This is a genomic window from Spirosoma luteum DSM 19990, from assembly GCF_000374065.1.
GTDB lineage: Bacteria > Bacteroidota > Bacteroidia > Cytophagales > Spirosomataceae > Spirosoma > Spirosoma luteum.
In genome coordinates this window covers 1-18,183 of record NZ_KB893246.1, presented here as the reverse complement: position 1 = coordinate 18,183, position 18,183 = coordinate 1, and the positions used below count along the sequence as shown (strand labels likewise).

At 51.1% G+C, this 18,183-nt stretch carries 14 protein-coding genes; 3 read left to right on the top strand and 11 right to left on the bottom strand.

Features of this window, described 5'->3' with window-relative positions:
* Positions 1–135 precede the first annotated feature (135 nt).
* Both ileS and B156_RS0104600 read right to left on the bottom strand, forming a co-directional pair.
* The gene (ileS, locus tag B156_RS0104605; protein ID WP_018618471.1) at positions 136–3,603 is read right to left on the bottom strand and encodes an isoleucine--tRNA ligase; all 3,468 of its coding nucleotides are present in this window, start codon (positions 3,601–3,603) and stop codon (positions 136–138) included.
* Between the two features lie 333 nt (positions 3,604–3,936).
* Positions 3,937–5,745: an SGNH/GDSL hydrolase family protein gene (locus tag B156_RS0104600; protein WP_018618469.1), complete on the bottom strand. Its 1,809-nt coding sequence runs from the start codon at positions 5,743–5,745 to the stop codon at positions 3,937–3,939.
* Between the two features lie 140 nt (positions 5,746–5,885).
* Here B156_RS0104600 and B156_RS0104595 point away from each other — a divergent pair, with 140 nt between their 5' ends.
* Positions 5,886–6,560, top strand: coding sequence for an EboA domain-containing protein (locus B156_RS0104595; protein WP_018618468.1), 675 nt, complete (start codon positions 5,886–5,888; stop codon positions 6,558–6,560).
* A gap of 98 nt (positions 6,561–6,658) precedes the next feature.
* Here B156_RS0104595 and B156_RS0104590 read toward each other — a convergent pair whose 3' ends face one another.
* Positions 6,659–7,312 carry a hypothetical protein gene (locus B156_RS0104590; protein ID WP_018618467.1) on the bottom strand — a complete coding sequence of 218 codons (654 nt, stop codon included), beginning with the start codon at positions 7,310–7,312 and terminating at the stop codon, positions 6,659–6,661.
* A 6-nt stretch (positions 7,313–7,318) separates the two neighbouring features.
* Positions 7,319–7,993: a DUF4136 domain-containing protein gene (locus B156_RS0104585; RefSeq protein WP_026260601.1), complete on the bottom strand. Its 675-nt coding sequence runs from the start codon at positions 7,991–7,993 to the stop codon at positions 7,319–7,321.
* 158 nt (positions 7,994–8,151) lie between these two features.
* Here B156_RS0104585 and B156_RS0104580 point away from each other — a divergent pair, with 158 nt between their 5' ends.
* Entirely contained in the window at positions 8,152–9,084 is a 933-nt protein-coding gene (locus B156_RS0104580; RefSeq protein WP_018618465.1) for a TatD family hydrolase, read from the top strand.
* Between the two features lie 104 nt (positions 9,085–9,188).
* Positions 9,189–10,067, top strand: coding sequence for a UbiA-like protein EboC (gene eboC, locus B156_RS0104575; protein ID WP_018618464.1), 879 nt, complete (start codon positions 9,189–9,191; stop codon positions 10,065–10,067).
* Positions 10,068–10,115: 48 nt separating this feature from the next.
* Here eboC and B156_RS0104570 read toward each other — a convergent pair whose 3' ends face one another.
* The 7 genes from B156_RS0104570 to B156_RS30205 all read right to left on the bottom strand — a co-directional run.
* A complete protein-coding gene (locus tag B156_RS0104570; protein ID WP_026260600.1) occupies positions 10,116–10,547 on the bottom strand; it encodes a BrxA/BrxB family bacilliredoxin in 432 nt (143 codons plus the stop codon).
* A 98-nt stretch (positions 10,548–10,645) separates the two neighbouring features.
* A complete protein-coding gene (locus B156_RS0104565; protein ID WP_020605256.1) occupies positions 10,646–10,957 on the bottom strand; it encodes a DUF59 domain-containing protein in 312 nt (103 codons plus the stop codon).
* 14 nt (positions 10,958–10,971) lie between these two features.
* On the bottom strand, positions 10,972–11,403 hold the full coding sequence (locus tag B156_RS0104560; protein WP_018618461.1) for a SufE family protein: 432 nt from the start codon (positions 11,401–11,403) through the stop codon (positions 10,972–10,974).
* A 16-nt stretch (positions 11,404–11,419) separates the two neighbouring features.
* Positions 11,420–12,658: a cysteine desulfurase gene (locus B156_RS0104555; protein ID WP_018618460.1), complete on the bottom strand. Its 1,239-nt coding sequence runs from the start codon at positions 12,656–12,658 to the stop codon at positions 11,420–11,422.
* A 134-nt stretch (positions 12,659–12,792) separates the two neighbouring features.
* Positions 12,793–14,115, bottom strand: a complete 1,323-nt coding sequence (gene sufD, locus B156_RS0104550; protein ID WP_018618459.1) for a Fe-S cluster assembly protein SufD — start codon at positions 14,113–14,115, stop codon at positions 12,793–12,795.
* Positions 14,116–14,213: 98 nt separating this feature from the next.
* Positions 14,214–14,963, bottom strand: a complete 750-nt coding sequence (sufC, locus tag B156_RS0104545; RefSeq protein ID WP_018618458.1) for a Fe-S cluster assembly ATPase SufC — start codon at positions 14,961–14,963, stop codon at positions 14,214–14,216.
* 411 nt (positions 14,964–15,374) lie between these two features.
* On the bottom strand, positions 15,375–18,183 hold a 2,809-nt coding region (locus B156_RS30205; RefSeq protein WP_018618457.1), incomplete at its 5' end, for a DUF11 domain-containing protein.

The window sequence follows — 18,183 nt, the reverse complement described above, 5'->3', positions numbered from 1 at the left end:
CTGATAGATACAAAATCCGTGCCGATGTAGCTCTACAGTAACACTTAAGAATCATCAGGTTTACAAAAGTAATAATATGTAAACAAAAAAGCCACATTCTTTTGAATATGGCTTTCATTAAAAAAACAATTATTGTTAGGCCCGCTCTACCGCAACGCGTAGCTGGAACTCATCCATTTCGATTTCTACTACGGCGGTCGCGTCCGTTGTGCCATTCAGGTTGTTGACCAAATCAAGCGACAGGGCCTGCACTTCCTGACAGATGTACACTTTGTTGGCTTCGATAGCATTGGCCAGGGTTTCATCATTCCGTTCCAGCTGAATCCTGATTTTGTCGGTTACCTGAAAATTACTGTCTTTCCGCAGGTTCTGAATGCGGTTCACAAAATCACGGGCAATGCCCTCTCCGCGTAGTTCGTCCGTTAGGTTCACATCCAGCGCAACGGTTAATCCCCCATCACTGGCCACGAGCCAGCCCGGAATATCTTCCGTCACAATGTCAACATCGGCCAGGGACAAGGTGCCAATGGGAGACTGCCAGCTACCTGCCGTTTCCAGTTCTTTCAACTGAGTATCCGTCATAGCGGTAATAACGGTTGCCACGTCTTTCATCTGTTTACCAAACTTTGGTCCGAGTGCTTTAAAATTGGGTTTTACCCGCTTTTTCAGAATACCACTGGCATCGTCGACAAACTCAACAGCTTTCACATTCACCTCCGACATAACGATGGGTGATACGTGCTCGATTTGCCGACGCGTGTCGGCATTCAATACGGGAATCAACACCCGGCTTAGTGGTTGCCTGACCTTTAATTTGTGCCCCTTCCGGAGTGAATGCACCAGTGAAGAGACTTGCTGGCCTAATTCCATCGAACGCTCCAGTTCTGCGTCGACCAACGTTCGTTCAGCCACCGGAAAATCTGTCAGGTGTACCGACATTACTCCTGAGTTGAGGTTGCGATAGAGCCAGTCCGCGTAAAATGGCGCGATGGGCGACATTAGCTGCGCTACTGTGCTGAGGCATTCGTGCAGGGTTTCATAAGCGGCCCGTTTGTCGGTGGTCATTTCCCCCGCCCAGAATCGCCGGCGCGACAGGCGAACGTACCAGTTTGATAACTGGTCGTTCACAAACTCCTGAACCGCCCGGCCTGCCTTAGTAGGGTTATAGGTTTCAAACTGCTCTTCTACGGATAGCACCAATGATTGCAGTTTGGAGATAATCCAGCGGTCAAGCTCCGGGCGTTCGGCTACCGGCACGGTGCGTCCGTTAACCGAGAACGAATCCAGGTTGGCGTAGAGCGCGAAGAAATTATAGGTGTTCGACAACGTACCGAACAGTTTTCGCTGTACTTCGCCGATGCCTTCGCCATTGAATTTGAGGTTGTCCCACGGCTCGGCGTTGGTAATCATGTACCAGCGCGTGGCATCGGGACCATACTTTGCCAGTGTCTCGAACGGGTCCACAGCGTTACCCAGCCGCTTCGACATTTTATTGCCGTTCTTGTCCAGCACCAGTCCGGTCGACACCACGTTTTTGAAGGCCACCGAATCGAAGAGCATACCCGCAATGGCATGAAGGGTAAAGAACCAGCCCCGTGTCTGGTCAACGCCTTCCGAAATAAAATCGGCCGGAAACGCTTTGGCGAACACGTCCTTGTTCTCGAACGGATAATGCCACTGTGCATACGGCATCGCTCCCGAATCGAACCAGACGTCAATCAGGTCGGGTTCGCGCTGCATAAGTTGACCACTTTCCGACACAAAATAAATTTCGTCCGAATAAGGTCGGTGTAAATCCAGTGTTGAATTGGTAAATGCCTGGATGAATGAATTGTTCTTATCAATGTAAGCCTGGTATTCGGTTTTGCCTCCCGATACCCATTCATTCATTTGCTTATTCGCTAATTCACTCATAGATACTAATTCGGCGACCGAACCGATGCAAACCTCTTCCTGGCCAGACTCGCTCCGCCAAATAGGCAAGGGAGTTCCCCAGAAGCGGCTGCGGCTCAGGTTCCAGTCCACGAGGTTTTCGAGCCAGTTGCCAAAGCGGCCCGTTCCGGTGCTTTCAGGTTGCCAGTTGATGGTTTTATTCAATTCAACCAAGCGGTCTTTTTTGGCCGTTGTCCGGATAAACCAGCTATCGAGCGGGTAATACAATATCGGTTTATCCGTACGCCAGCAGTGTGGGTAGGGGTGTTCATATTTCTCTACCCGGAAAGCTTTATTTTCTTCTTTCAGTTGGATAGCAATCAGCACATCCGTCGGTTTGAAATCGGGGTCGGCCCGCTCTTCGTCGGAGTAATATTCTTCTTTCACGTACCGACCCGCGTAATCCGTGATTTCCGCTACGAACTGACCGTGCTTGTCCACAATGGGCACCATCCTTCCGAACGTCGGCCCGGCCGTTTCATCCTTTACCATGATGGGCGGAATACCAGCCGCCTGCGCCACCCGAAAGTCGTCGGCCCCGAAGGTGGGCGAGGTATGTACGATACCGGTACCGTCTTCGGTCGTAACAAAATCGCCCAGAATAACGCGAAAAGCGGGCACCTCCGGCGTAACATACGGCATCAACTGCTCGTACTCAATGCCTTCGAGAAACTTGCCCTTAAAGTCAGAAACAATAGCCCAGGGGGTCAACGGTCCGGCATCCCGGTTGTTGGTCGGTAAATACGCCCCGAAAGCCGGATCATTGGGCGAATCCACCTGTCCTTTCTCATTCAGCCAGCGACTGACCAGGTTTTTGGCCATCACCACATGTACCGGCAGGTGGGTGTAGGGGTTAAATGTCTTCACCATCACGTAGTCGATGTTAGCACCAACCGTCAGGGCTGAGTTGGCGGGCAACGTCCAGGGTGTAGTGGTCCAGGCGAGGATGAATATATCGGCATCCGCCGAATCGAAAAAGAGGAAGCCCGATTTGCCGGTGGGTTTCACCTTAAACTGGGCCACAACGGTGGTGTCGCGTACGTCTTTGTACGTGCCCGGCATGTTCAGTTCGTGAGAACTCAGGCCCGTTCCGGCCTTCGGCGAATATGGCTGGATGGTGTAGCCCTTGTACAACATCCGCTGCCCGTCAACCTTCGTTTCATATAATTGCTTGAGTAGCCACCAAACGGATTCAATATACTCATTTTTGTAGGTGACGTACGGGTTGTCCAGGTCTACCCAGTAGCCCATTTTCTGGGTCAGGTCGTTCCACTGATCCGTGAACCGCATCACCGTTTCGCGGCATTTCTGGTTGTAGTCGGCTACGCTGATGGTTTTGCCAATATCATCTTTGGTGATGCCCAGTTCTTTCTCAACCTGCAATTCGATGGGCAGACCGTGCGTATCCCAGCCTCCCTTTCGCTCTACCTGAAAGCCATGCAAGGTTTTGTAGCGGCAAAAAATATCTTTTATCGTCCGGGCCATCACATGGTGAATGCCGGGCGTTCCGTTGGCCGACGGTGGGCCTTCGTAAAACGTATAGCCGGGTTGCCCGTCGCGAATAGCGACAGACTGCTCAAACACCTGATTGTTATTCCAGTAAGTCAGCACCTCGGCGGCTAGCTGGGCGTAATCGAGGGATTCATATTGTTGGTACTTCACGACGGTCATAAGCGAAAAACACGCGCCCTGCGTACGAATTGACAATGGGCGTGCGGGTAAAAATAAGCGGCAAAGATACGGAAATGACAGGAGCCGGAAAACCTGTCGGTTATAGATGGCTGGGTCAAAGAGCCATTGGTCTTTTAACAATAAAAGCTGTGTGTACGGTTCACTCACCGTGCGTGTCAGATGGTGGTAACGGGGGTTGGCTGGCGATTGGAAAGATTGCTGATACTGCGCCAATCAGAAGGTACAAGAGATGGTGTAGTCTCCGGGAACGGCAAATCCAGGTTCATGCTTCTCTGTTGACCGGAAAATTCATTACGCTTGCGAGATGCCCGCTTATTTCTTCCCTTTAGCTACCGGTTCGGCCGCTTTTAGATAAGGGACTAATTTAGTCGCCAATTGCCGGTAGCCCTCAGCGTTGGGATGCAGACCATCACCGAAAAGAGCCTCGTTGATTTTCCCGTCGGGCTGTAAGAACATGGTGCCCGGCTGAATGAACGTCGCATTCAATTCCCCAGCTACCTGAGCGATACGCTGGTTCAGAGCTGCTACACGCCCTTCCAGTTGTCGGCGCGGCAGGATACTAATCAACAAAATATCGGCATTGGGTTGTCGGGCCTGTATAGCCCGTACCAGAAACGCGAGACCATCGCTGATTTCGGCATCCGTGTTGAGTTGCAGGTTATTCGTACCAATCATCAGCACAATCTGAGCCGGTGCGTATCCATCAAGTTCACCGTGATAAACCCGCCACAGCACGTTTTCAATGCGATCCCAGCCATAGCCCATATTCTGAACACGCAGTGGTTCCATGACCGCGTTCCAGCTATCTGCCCCCGTTTCCCGGCCTCCCTTCGGGTCCCCACCCCAGAAATGGGTGATGGAGTTGCCGAAGAAAAGAATGCGGGGTGGTTTGCTTTTGAGCCGGGCCAGTATGTCGTTATGCCGGGTTTCCCAGTCGTACACATTGGCGTCGCGGTATTGCGTCCGGGGTTTTGTGGTGGCAGTTTCGCCAACGGGTTCGTTCAGGATAGTGCGAATACTACGCTCATAGGCATCGGCGTACTGCTGCATGCCCAAATCAGTCGGGTGGGTGCCGTCGACCATCGCATCGCTATCCAGATTAATGGCTGATTTGGGTAAAAGATATAGTTTCTGTATACCCTCACTTTTCAACTGCGCAAACGCCTGCTGCATTAACTCGTTCACTTCCGTGTACAACTGCCGTCGACCAGGATTGAGTCCGCCCTCCGAATACCCCGCGTGTTCGACCAGCAGAATCGGCGTGGTGGGTTTCCGGTGCCGGAGGGTTTTCACCGATTCACTAATCCGGGTTTTTATCTCGTCGGGTTTGATGCCTACCGTGGCCACCAGATTCGGCAGACAATCCATCACGTACAGTTTCGCGTCCAGTTCCGGTAATAACTCAACGACTTCTTTTTCCAGTCGGCCGTTGCCCGAAAAGCCGAGATTGATAACGGGCCGGTCCAGTTTTCTACCCAGAATGGCGGTCCACGCCATGCCCGGTCGCGAAGCACAGGCTCCCTGTGCAATGGAGGTGCCGTAGATAACGATGGGCTTATCGTTCCGAACGGGCAGTGGAGTTAGAGTAACACCTGTTGGCACTCCTATTTCGAGCCATTGAACGGAGTTATACAGTGGGAGGTAAAGTCGGTATTCGCGCCCTTTTTTGTGGTAGGTATCGTTGGGTTCCAGATTGGCAAACCGGTACTGAATGGTATCGCCAAACGTGTATTTACCGGCACACCAGAGCGCGTCGCCATCGCTGTTTATACCGTATAAATCGACCCCACTAACCCCCGTAGCGGGCATATGAGGGAGTGCCTGTTTGCCCGAAACCGTGTACCGTACCACAACCTGATCCGTACTGGCCCGAAACCGAATTAGCAAACCGGCGGCATTGTGCGCTAAGTTCCAAACCACTGTCCGAATGCTTTTTTCCGCCTTCGCGGGTAATCTGTCATACGGATTTTGGATATCGGTTCCCGACCAGCCCTGCCCTTCAATAACGGGTATGCTGCTCTGAGCCGGGTTCCACCAAACGTACTCCGTTGCCGGTTGGGCAAGGACAATTAGCTTTGCAGAACAAAAGAATGCGAATAAAATGAATACTACTTTTTTCATGAGTCGCCGTAAAGGGTAGGGGCTGCGCGAAGCGTAATCAGACAGTCAGAACATGCCCTGCTTGATGAAAGGCAAGTATAGGCAACTACTAATGTGATTTTGATGCATACAGGTACGAATTACGCCCCTATTTTTGTTCTATGACTATTTCTGAAATGAGCCAGACGCTGTTTTACCTCATTGAACAGCAGGCCAACAGCGAAAAAGCGGTTACTTACCTGCGTCAGCAGACGGATGCGTTTCAGGCTGACCCAAAGATCGCTACGTTTTATCGAGTGTTCACGGCTCTACCGCGTTTTGTGGGTAAGCAACCGATTCAGGTTCCGGCCGATATGGCATTCGCTCTGGAGCGCGTTCGGCCAGGATTTACGGTGACGGGGTGGACGCTGGACCGGCTGGCGCGGGTCTGGTGGTTGCTGCAACTACCGGTCGATGATCAGTCTACGTATGTTAACACCATCAGTCAGCTTTTTAAGGCGGGCGAACTCAATGAGCTAGTGGCCCTTTACTCGGCCCTGCCCGTATTGGCCTATCCGGAAGCCTGGCGATTTCAGGCCACCGAAGGTATTCGGAATAATATTGCCGATGTACAGTCGGCCATCATGCTCCATAATCCGTACCCACGGGACTATTTTGACGAAGCTGCCTGGAATCAACTGGTGCTGAAAGCCTTCTTCACGGATAAAGATGTTACGGAGATCACCGGATTGACCAAACGTAAAAATGCCCGGCTCGCTCAAACGCTGGCGGATTATGCCGCCGAACGCCGGGCTGCCGGGCGCAGTTTACCCCCTCATATTGAGGAGTTGATGTAGGTATCTGGTATATGGTTTTTTGTTTACGGTTCACGGTAGCTAACGCGAGAGCTAATAGCGTGTCAGCCACCTAAACCATAAACAAAAAACCGTAAACCTTAGTGAAACCGGTACGAGATGCCAGCGGATAGCATCAACGAGGGTGCTGAGCCTTTTAACTGGTCATAATTGAAAAAGATGTTCTGGTATTGCGCCTGAATTTCGGCACCCAGTCCCTGCTCCCGTCTGCCATAGTATTTCAGGCCAATAGCGGGGGCAATCGCTCCTTTGAATCCGTTTTTTTGATCGGATAATGTGCCAAAGTAGTTCGTGTAATCAATATAGGCACCACCACCCGCCATTTGTATGTACGGCCGTATGGCATCGGCATTCCCGGCAAAATAATACGATAGGGATGCCATAGCCGGAATGATCGAAAGTGTGCGGGTCTGTACGGCTGAAACCGACTGATTGTCGTACTGATACACCTGTCGGGGTAGCCGCTGATTCGTGTACTGGTAACCCGTTTTGATACCTATCGAAAACCGTTGTGGAAACAGCCATTCTCCTTCAATAGCCAGGTTGGTCGGCGATAGTTTGTCAATATATCCTTTCTGACCACCCAATGGCATAGAGACACCATACCGGGCGGCAATGTTGAACGTAACATAGCGATCATACAGAGACGATTCGCCGGAATAGATGTTCTGATACTGTGCCCAGGCTGCAGTCGTCAGACTGAGCAGGGCGATGAGGGCAATAATACGTTTCATAATTTTTTATTGAGCAGCCTTCAAATAAGGCGATTGACTAAAAATTGCGTTGGTAGCCATATCAACAGCCTGCGTATCGGCAACATCGGTTCCGCGCACCGTTGCGTCGTAAATGACACTCAGTTGGGGTTTGTCAGTGCCAGTAGTTGTGGGAGCATTTTTCAGATCGACTATTTGAATCTCCCAATACTGTTCCGATACCTGATAGGTATAATAGCTTTGATAATAGGGCGAATAGCCGTAACCACCCAACCCGCCATATCCACCACCCCAGTAGTTTGAGTAATAGGCGTTGGGATTTGACGCAATACCTGTGTACTGATTATCAACCCGGATAACGGCAACGCCCAAATCGGCGGGTTGGCCTTTCGCCACGCGCTGGTACCCTCTTGCGGTCAACGCTGCCGCTACATTGGAGACAAATTGATCGGCAATGTTACTCCGAACGGTTTGGTAGTTGTCATTCGACTGAACAACCACCGAGTCCGGCAGGCTAAACGTTTTGTACTGACTGAAGTTGATCGAATTGTCGTAGTTGGTAATGTATACCGGGCTGTCGGCGGGGCTTAAATCAGTAAGGGCACTATCGCGGCAACTGGTTAGTACCCCACCTGTGGTCAGCAAAAGTAGGATCATCCAGATACTACCTTTCCCTACTGTGAGTTGTTTGCTTGTGTTCATACATTTATTTGTTGTCTATCTATAAAACGAATAGACTATAATGAAGGTTATATAATTGCTTTAAAATCTGCCTAAAAATCATGCGGGCAGAAGGCAGATTTTTGAGAACTTTGCCCGCTCATTACCGGACAGGCCAATCCGGTTAACCCAGACGAATTATGGATTTTATGGATTCCATTCGGGGTATGTCGTTCTTCGATATGCACGTTCACATGACCTCCCGAACCACGGACGATTACCAGGCTATGGCCGACGCGGGCGTAGTTGCCCTGATTGAACCCGCTTTCTGGCTGGGGCAACCCCGCACTGGTATCGACTCCTTCCGCGATTATTTTGCCAGTCTGGTGGGGTGGGAGCGATTTCGGGCGTCTCAATTCGGTATCCGGCATTATTGTACCATCGGTCTTAATTCTAAGGAAGCCAATCAGGAAGAACTAGCCGAGCAGGTGATGGAAATTCTGCCGCTTTTCATCTATAAAGAAGGCGTGGTGGGCGTGGGCGAAATCGGGTTTGACGACCAAACGGCCGCCGAAGAAAAATACTACCGGGCGCAACTGGATCTGGCCAGAGAAGCGGGTTTGCCGGTGCAGATTCATACGCCCCACCGGGATAAAAAACAGGGTACCATTCGCAGCATGGAAATTGCGCTGGAACATGGTCTGGAACCGGGTATGGTGATTGTTGACCACAATAATGAAGAGACGGTTCGGGATGTGCTCGACCGGGGTTTCTGGGCGGGCTTTACTATTTATCCGTTCACAAAAATGGGTAATGAGCGTATGGTGGATATTGTGAAGCAGTACGGACCGGAGCGTATCATGATCAACTCCGCTGCCGACTGGGGCATCAGCGATCCGCTGGCCGTGCCCAAAACGGCTGCCCTGATGAAGCAGCGCGGTATTTCGGACGAAGCCATCAAGCTCGTAACGTTCACGAATGCCGTTACGGCCTTTGCTCAGAGTGGACAGCTTAGTCTGGAAGAACTTACCCAACCCATCGGCATCGACCAGAGCCAGCGTTTTAATGGCAGTTCCGTATTGCGTGGCGGTCAGGCACCAAGGGTAGACAAGGAATCCACGATTATCAAATAATGCTGAAAGAGAGAAAGAGTGATAGAGCGACTACTGCCTAATGGCTTTGGCTTCATAACTCTTTCGCTATTTCACTCCGAACCGGCGGCCCGGTTTCACTCTTTATGCTAAAAGCTCTCCTTTCTCTTACCCGACCGGCTAATCTGGTTACGGCGGTTGCCGATGTGCTGGCCGGTATGGCCATCGCGGGGTATTTTCTGCCTGATGCTGCCGGTACGTTTGCGCCGGTTGGCTGGCTCGCGCTGGCCACGGTTGGTCTGTACGGCGGAGGGGTTGTATTCAACGACGTTTTTGATGCTGAACTAGACGCCATTGAACGGCCTGAGCGACCTATTCCCAGTGGCGTTGTGCCGAAACAGACGGCTGTTCTGTTGGGTATCTGTCTGCTGATTATTGGTATAGCCGCTTCCTTTCTGGTTAATCCGACCGCTGGGTTTCTGGCCATTGGTATTACGGTTGCTTCGCTGGTATATGATCGCTTCGGGAAGCACCATTCCTGGCTGGGGCCAGTCAACATGGGCTTATGTCGGGGGCTCAATCTGCTATTGGGCGTCAGCATTCTGCCCGACCAGGTGATGCCCTGGATGTGGGTTGGCGTAGTGCCCATTGCTTACATTGCCGCTATCACAATGATTAGCCGGGGAGAGGTACACGGTGGAAGTCCGGTTACGCTCCGGGTGGCGGGGTTACTATACGCGCTGGTCATTGGTTGCGTAGCGGCTTTGGCGCAACGACAACAGCAGTTGGGAACGGCACTGCCTTTTCTGTTCCTGTTTGGCTATTATATTTTCCCACCCCTGTGGCGGGCTGTGAAAAACCCAATGGGTCGGAATATTGGCCTGGCGGTAAAGGCGGGTGTATTATCCCTCATCGTCATGAACGCGGCCTGGGTAGCGGCATTTGGCTCCTTTCCACTGGCTTTCCTGGTTTTCTGCCTGTTGCCCCTGTCCCGATTGCTCGCCAGGGTATTTGCTGTAACGTAAAAAAGCCCGGACTCTGAGTCCGGGCTTTTTTACGTTACAAGGCGATTATTACGCGTTAGCTGGCGTACAGAATTCTTCCAGTGCCATCTCAAGGTGCTGGGCAATCATCTGCGCCGAGCGACCTTCAATGTGGTGCCGCTCGATAAAATGCACCAGATCGCCATCTTTGAAAATGCCAATGGCTGGCGACGATGGCGGATAGGGTAGCAGGTAATACCGCATTTTGGCGGTTGCTTCTAGGTCACCACCGGCAAACACGGATACCATCTTGTCTGGTTTTACCGGGCTGGCTGCCAGAGCCGCCTTTACACCCGGACGGGCTGCACCAGCGGCACAGCCACATACTGAGTTCACCACCACAAGCATGGTGCCTTCGGCATTTTCCATGGTGTTTACCACATCTTCGGCAGTGGTCAATTCTTCGAACCCAACGCTGGTCAGGTCTTCCCGCATCGGGATAAGCAAATGAGGAGGATACATAATTAATTATCAGTTAAACAGTTAGTAGTCGGTTAGTGTAAGTCACACAATCGAATAACGTTGATCGACTGGCAGACTGTTCAACTGACCAACTTTTTTTACATAAAGCCCAGTTCCAGTTTGGCTACTTCCGACATTAATTCGGTGGAGTAGGGGGGATCGAATGTTAGCTCCACGCTAACGTCGCTCACGCCCTCTATAGCCCGTACTTTCTCTTCAATCTCGGCCGGAATTTCGCCTGCCGATGGGCAGGAGGGCGAGGTGAGTGTCATAAGGATATAAACATTGTTCACCGGGAATATCTTGATGTCGTAAATCAGGCCCAGTTCGTACACATCTACCGGAATTTCGGGATCATATACACCTTTGAGGGCCAGTACAACCTGTTCTTTTAATTCTTCGTCTGTCATGATCTGTGTCATTGCTACCTGTTCTCGGTTACGGAGTAAGCCCTTCCGAATGCTTTCATGCGTTCAATCATAGAAGCCAGCCCACCAGCCCGCAAGGATGTAATCAGATTACCCATGCCCACCTGAGGAATAAAGTACAAGTCGGCATTGGCAACATCTTCCGGTTTCTGCCCCGATAGGACTCTGACCAGCAAGCCAACCAGGCCCTTAGAAATCTGCGCGGTCGGTTCACTGTCTCCGTAAAAATACAGCCGGTCATCTTTTAGTTCAGCATCCACCCATACTTTCGACTGACAGCCCATAATCCGATTCTCGTCGGTTTTCTGAGTTTCGGGCATAGGGGGTAATTTTTTGCCCAAATCAATGATGTACTGTGTCTTGTCGAGCTGATCGTCGAACAAGTCAAATTCCTCAATGATTTCGTCCTGCTTCTCGTTGATTGTCATGCGTTAAATAACCAGGTTACAGCATCATTTTATGAACCCTCTTCAGTCCCAGCACGAGCCGGTCAATTTCGTCTCTGGTGTTATAAACGGCAAAGGATGCCCGCGTAGTTCCGGCAATACCAAAGCGCTGCATCAGGGGCATGGTACAATGGTGACCCGTCCGAACGGCAATGCCCTGCTGGTCCAGAATAACGCCCGTATCCTGATGGTGAATGCCTTCTAAGACAAAGGAAATGACGCCAATTTTATGCTTGGCCTGTCCGATAATGCGTAATCCGTCCAGCTCACTTAGTTGCGCGGTAGCGTACTGAAGCAAGTCGTTTTCATGGGCGGCAATAGTCTCTTTACCTAAATCGGTTATGTACTCCAGCGCCGTTTTTACCGCCACCACATCGGCAATGTTGGGCGTGCCCGCTTCAAATTTGTACGGAATGTCGTTATAGGTCGTCTTTTCAAACGTCACCTCTTTTATCATCTCACCCCCACCCCGGTAGGGTGGCATGGCGTCCAGAAGCTCTTTCTTTCCGTAAAGAACACCCATGCCCGTTGGTCCGTATAATTTGTGGGCCGAGAAAGCATAGAAATCAGCATCCAGCGCCTGCACGTCCAGCTCAATATGCGAACTGGCCTGAGCGCCATCAATCAACACAACAGCACCTACTTCGTGCGCCTTGTCGATGATGGTTTTAACCGGGTTAATCGTGCCGAGCGAATTGGACACGTGAACCACCGAAACAAGCTTAGTCTTTTCGGACAGTAACTTTTCGTATTCTTCCAGAATCAGGTCACCGTTTTCATCAACCGGAATTATTCGTAGTACGCAACCCCGTTCCTCGCAGAGCATCTGCCAGGGAACAATGTTGGAGTGGTGCTCCATAGTTGAGATAATTATCTCGTCGCCCGCTGTCAAAAACCGCCGACCGTAACTGTTAGCTACTAAGTTGATACCGTCGGTAGTGCCGTACGTGAAGATAATTTCCTGCCAGTGCTTAGCGTTCAAAAACGTTTGAACTGCCCGGCGCGAGTCTTCAAAAGCGGCCGTAGCCTGTTCGGCCAGATGGTGAATACCCCGGTGAATGTTCGCGTTGTAGCCTTCATAATACCGGGTGAGGGCATCAATGACCGACTGTGGTTTCTGAGTGGTAGCCGCGTTGTCGAAGTACACCAAAGGCCGACCATTTATTTCCTGATGAAGTATGGGGAAATTCCGGCGTATTTGCTGAATATCGAGGGCGTTGTCTATGGCTGATTGCATGGGCAATAGGACGTGTTTATATCTAAAGAAACAACAATCTGGAAGGCGGAAAGGTGCTCCTTTTAATGATAATGAACACTAAGTGCTGACCAGACTAGAGCCATTACCCGGTGTTCATTAGCCATTAAAATAAATCACTTTCCTAGCTTTTCCTGCACCACCCGCTCCAGATACTCGCGGATGGGCTGGATTTTGATCTGGCTCAATACATCCTGCGAGAAGGCGTACAGCAACAGCGTTCGGGCTTCGTCTTTAGGAATTCCCCGTGAGCGCATGTAAAACAGGGCTTCGTCGTTAAGCTGACCCGTAGTGGTGCCGTGCGAACATTTCACGTCATCGGCGTAAATTTCCAGTTGGGGCTTCGTGTTCATCGTTGCGCCGGGCGACAGTACCACGTTTTTGCACGATTGGTACGCATTCGTTTTCTGCGCGTCGGGCCGAACGAAAATCTTGCCGTTGAACACGCCCGTACTGTTGTCGTCCAGAATGCCCTTGTAAAGTTCATTGCTGTACGAATTAGGCATGGCGTGGTCAACCAGTGTGTGATTGTCTACGTGCTGCCGACCGTTTGGCATGTACAGGCCGTACATGAATGCTTCGGCATACTGTCCGTCGAGCCGGATATTCAGGTTGTTGCGTACGAAGCTGCCATTGAGTGTTACCGTAGCCGAATAAAAGTGACTGCTATCCGTCTGGTTAACCTGTGTGGTACCAATGTGATAAGCCTTCTCAGTCTCATCCTGTACTTTATAATACTGCATCCGGGCATCGCGGTCCAGGACAATTTCAGTCACGACATTCACGAAACTGGCTCCTTCGCCCAGAGTACGGTATGATTCCGCCAGCATCAGTTCCGAATTCTTGCCTACCACGATGAGGTTACGCGGTTGCGAAGCAATGTTCTTCGTTCGGGAATCGGTGATGAAGCGAAGGATGATGGGTTGGTCTACCGTTGTATTGTCCGGAACCCGTACCACTACGCCATCATTGGCTAACGCCGTATTTAGGGCCGTGAAACTATTTTCCTGGTAGTTGGCGTACTGAGCAAAGTGGGCGCTTATCAGGTCTGGCTCGCTTTTGAGGGCGCTGGCAAAACTCGTAATCTGCACCTGGCCCGCCGGGCTGACAATGTGCGAAAGCTCCGGATGGTAACGACCGTTGACGAAGTACAGAATATTGCCGTCGAGATTCGGGATTTCGAGCGGGGCCAGGTCGTTTGGGGTCAGCGTTGTCGTTTCATCGAGCTCAAAAGCCTGTTTCATCAGGCCACTAACGTTCGAATATTTCCACTCTTCGTGCCGAATGGTTGGAAAACCTAACTGGTCAAACTGCCTGAGGGCTGCCCGTCTAATTTGGTGTAACGGCGCTTTTCGCTCACCATTCATCCGTTCTTCGTTATCCCGGAAGGAGGCCAGCAACTGCTCTTTAAAATCGTTATAGGATGCGTAAGGGGTCATAAAATTTAATGATAAATTATAAATGATGAATGACAAACAAGGCTGGAGCAATGAAGATTGCTATGAGCTAATTCATCATTCATCATTCATCATTACTGTTAAACCGCTTCGGCTTTAATCCAGTCGTAACCTTTTTCTTCGAGTTCTAGAGCCAGTTCTTTAGGTCCCGACTTTACGATGCGTCCTTTGTACAGTACGTGTACAAAGTCGGGAACAATGTAATCCAAAAGGCGCTGGTAGTGAGTTACCACAATTGTGGCCCGGTCAGGAGACCGCAGTTGGTTGACACCGTCGGCCACAATACGAAGCGCGTCAATGTCCAGTCCAGAATCTGTTTCGTCCAGAATAGCCAGTTTCGGTTCGAGCATAGCCATCTGAAATATTTCGTTCCGCTTTTTTTCTCCGCCCGAAAATCCTTCGTTCAATGAACGACTCAGCAACGACTGGTCGATGTTGACGAGTTTCATTTTCTCTTTCATCAACTTCAGGAACTGAACCGCGTCGAGTGGCTCCTGACCGCGGTGTTTGCGAATCTCGTTGAGAGCCGTCTTCAGGAAATTGGTCGTACTGACACCCGGAATTTCTACCGGATACTGAAACGCCAGAAAAATACCTTCGGCTGCGCGCTCTTCGATAGCCATGTCCAGTAAATCCTTCCCATTATACTGTACGCTGCCATCCGTTACTTCATAATCTTCACGACCTGCCAGTACCGAGGCCAATGTACTTTTGCCCGCGCCATTCGGACCCATGATAGCGTGTATCTCACCGGCATTGACTTCCAGGTTGAGACCTCTCAATATTTCTTTATTGCCAATGGAGGCATGTAAATTACTGATGGATAACATAATACGTTTTAGCGTGACGGGCAAATAAAGCCGCAAAGTTAACAGATTGAACGGTATCTGCTTTTGTACGTAACAAAAACGGTCACTCAAAAGTTGACTTACCCGTTTCTTATTCGGCCATGAGACCAAATCCTCTCCCTGATGCTATCTGTGCAACGGCTATTTTTAGTGCTTAAAAACCTGTAAATGGTTGACGAGCAATGCCTGACCCATTTTCCTGGCGCAGCGTAGTGAACACCCTACTTTAGCTATCAGACCATAATGAGTTTCTTCAGGTAATGGCAAACCATCCAGCCATATACAAAAACCTTCCGATTGACGTAGTAATACGGTCAATCGGAAGGTTTTGGCGGTTAATCACTAACTCCTCAGCCTACATAATTCAGGAGCCGGGCTTGCTTCTCAGATACGTTACCTGGCCCGTTTATTTTTCTGAATCACAAACGGTACGCACGTATCTACCGGGCACCCGCAGGTAGTTGGCACCAGCGTTGTTGTTACATCGCGGTAACAGCCCGAATGGTTGTAGATCCGAACCGTATACGACTGACTGGCACCCGGATTAGCCAGGCTATTGGCCAGCACACCATCAGTCGGTATGGTTTGTGCTCCGCCCGATAGTGAAGCTGATGGGTTAAACTGTGTTCCCAGCGAATACTGATAGGTAAAGGAGGGGTCAAATTCGCTGACTACCAGTTTGCCGTTGGCCTGAAGAGCACCAGTAGTGCAGGTAACCGGTACAGTTATGGCCTTGAAAGAAGGTAACGTATCGAACTCAACAACGAAAGGACAGCAACTAAAGTCAGGGCATAGACCAGTTCCGCCCGATGGATCAAGGCTATAACTACCAGGGGCTGTCACAACCAGAATGTGGTTTATTTCCCCTCTTATCTCCCTGCCATCCCTAAACCAGCGGTAGGTACTCCGGCCCTGTTTGGCAACCAGACTAAAACTATAGACCGAACCGGGACACACTTTGACGGGTACTGTTGTGCATACGATAGCGGTATCGCCCTGTACAGTCGCAGTATTATAAAGAATACCCGTCGAATCGATCCTAGCCTTGAAGACGAGTGACAGTCTCTCGTTCGGAGCCAGCCTTGCTACAGTCCAGGTGCTTAACCCGTTTCCAGGAGTGAAAACGGTTCCGGCCGGAGCAATGGCTGAATTTGGTACGTATGTCAACCCGATTGAGGCTGAATCACGCACTACTGCGTTGACCAGGTCAGTAGTACCAGAGTTGGTTATAACCAGCGTGTACGTTAATACGTCACCTACTTTTGCCTTCGATTTGTCAACCAGCTTTAAGGGGATACCCGGTGCTGCTGGCACTCGTCCGTTGGGCGACTTAGTGACCGAAGTATCTGGAGTAACGGCCAGCGATATGCGGGGGGTAGCGAAACAGGCAACCGGAGCTGTGTACGTAGTGGAAACCGGAGCATAAACCAAAGACGCAGGGCGACTGTTGGCGCAGGCTTCCAGCCACCTGTAAAGGAACGTACTCTTTTCCTGATCCTGCTGAGCATTCAAGGTAACCGTTGGGTTATCGATGAAAAGGTTCAGTACATAAGGACCCGCTGTGGTTGTAGGCAAAGACTCATTGGTGATAGAGAAACTAATCGGGCTTCCATTAACACCCGTGTATTGAGGAGTAAGTGTCACCTGACGCTGATTGACACTAACTATTGTGCAGCTAACAGTAGTTACACCGGCAATGGCAAAGGAACCAGCACTGTTGGACGTGGTTGGGGTATAACCGGATTCACTAACAGTAACTCGTCTGTCGCCACTTCCCGAAGCTAATCCGGTCAGGCTAAAATTAGCCGAAGTCTGGCCATCTGTCACCGTCAGAACAGTACTCACACTGCCATCCGTTACCAGGAGAGAAGCGGCCACAGCATTCGTCAGGTTAAGTACCCCCGTTAGTTTATACTGGTTGTTAGCTGGATCACACGTCTCGGGCCTAACTGTCAGCGCCAGTGCCGCAGGAACTGAAGTCGGAGCTACATCTGAAGAAGGAGCTTTGCAGGAAGCAGGGGCCTGGTAAATAGCTGATACAGGCGTGTAACCAATGCTATTCGTAGTAGATCCGGGGTTTGTTGCGCAAGCCTGTAACCAGTTGTATCGGAAGGAACCCTGCGATCCACCCTGTTGTGCGTGAAGCGTGATCATTGGGTTATCAATGTAGAGTTTCAAACTGTATGGGCCTGGGTTCATAGTAGGAAGTAACTCGTTTATCACAGAGAAACTGACAGGCTCATTAGTTAATCCCGCGTATTGAGGAGTAAACAGTACCTGCCGAAGGCCTGCTGCCAGGGTCAGACAGTTTACTGTTGTTACACCGACGATGGCAATATGGGCAGGACTTGTAGGCGATTCGGGTCTATAAGCCATATCACTGACAATCACCGTGTGAGAACCAGTCCCCGAGGATAGACCCGTCAGGCTAAAGCTGGCAGAGGTTTGCCCCGCAGTTACCGGTATTATTTTGTTCAGCGCGCCATCCGTAATGAGTAGTGAACTGGATACTGCATTGGTAAGGGTAATTGTACCCGTCAGGTTGTACTGGTTAGTACTGGGATTGCAATTACCCGATGCTACGCTTAGGGCCAGGGTAGGGGCTTTTACCGAACAGGAAGTCGGGGCGGTGTAAGTCACCGACACGGTCGTATACCCCGCTCCGCTAACGCTGACCGTGTGGCTGCCCGTGCCCGAAGTTAGACCCGTCAGGCTAAAGCTGGCCGATGTTTGTCCCGCCGTCACGTTGAGGGTGGTCTTGGCACTGCCATCGGTGATGGTGAGTGAGCTGGCCACGGCGTTGGTCAGGCTGATGGTGCCCGCCAGGCTGTACTGGTTGGTGGCCGAGGCACAACTACCCGGCGTGACACTCAGGACCAGCACAGGGGGCGTCGGTGGTGTTGGGGTGGTCGAGCAGGAAGCCGGGGCGGTATAGGTCACCGATGCGGCATAGGTGGTCGCTGGTCCACTGGCCCCGCTGTTGCAGGCCTCCAGCCACTTGTAGAGGAAGCTGCTCTGGGTACTGCCCTGCTGGGTGTTGATGGTAATGGCCGGATTGTCATTGTAGATGCTGAGCGTGTAGGGCCCCGCCGTGGTGGTGGGCGCCATCAGGCCCACCACAGCGAAGGAGATGGGGCTACCGTTGGTGCCCACGTACTGGGGGCTGAAGCTGACCCGTCGCTGGGTGGCACTCAGGGTGGTG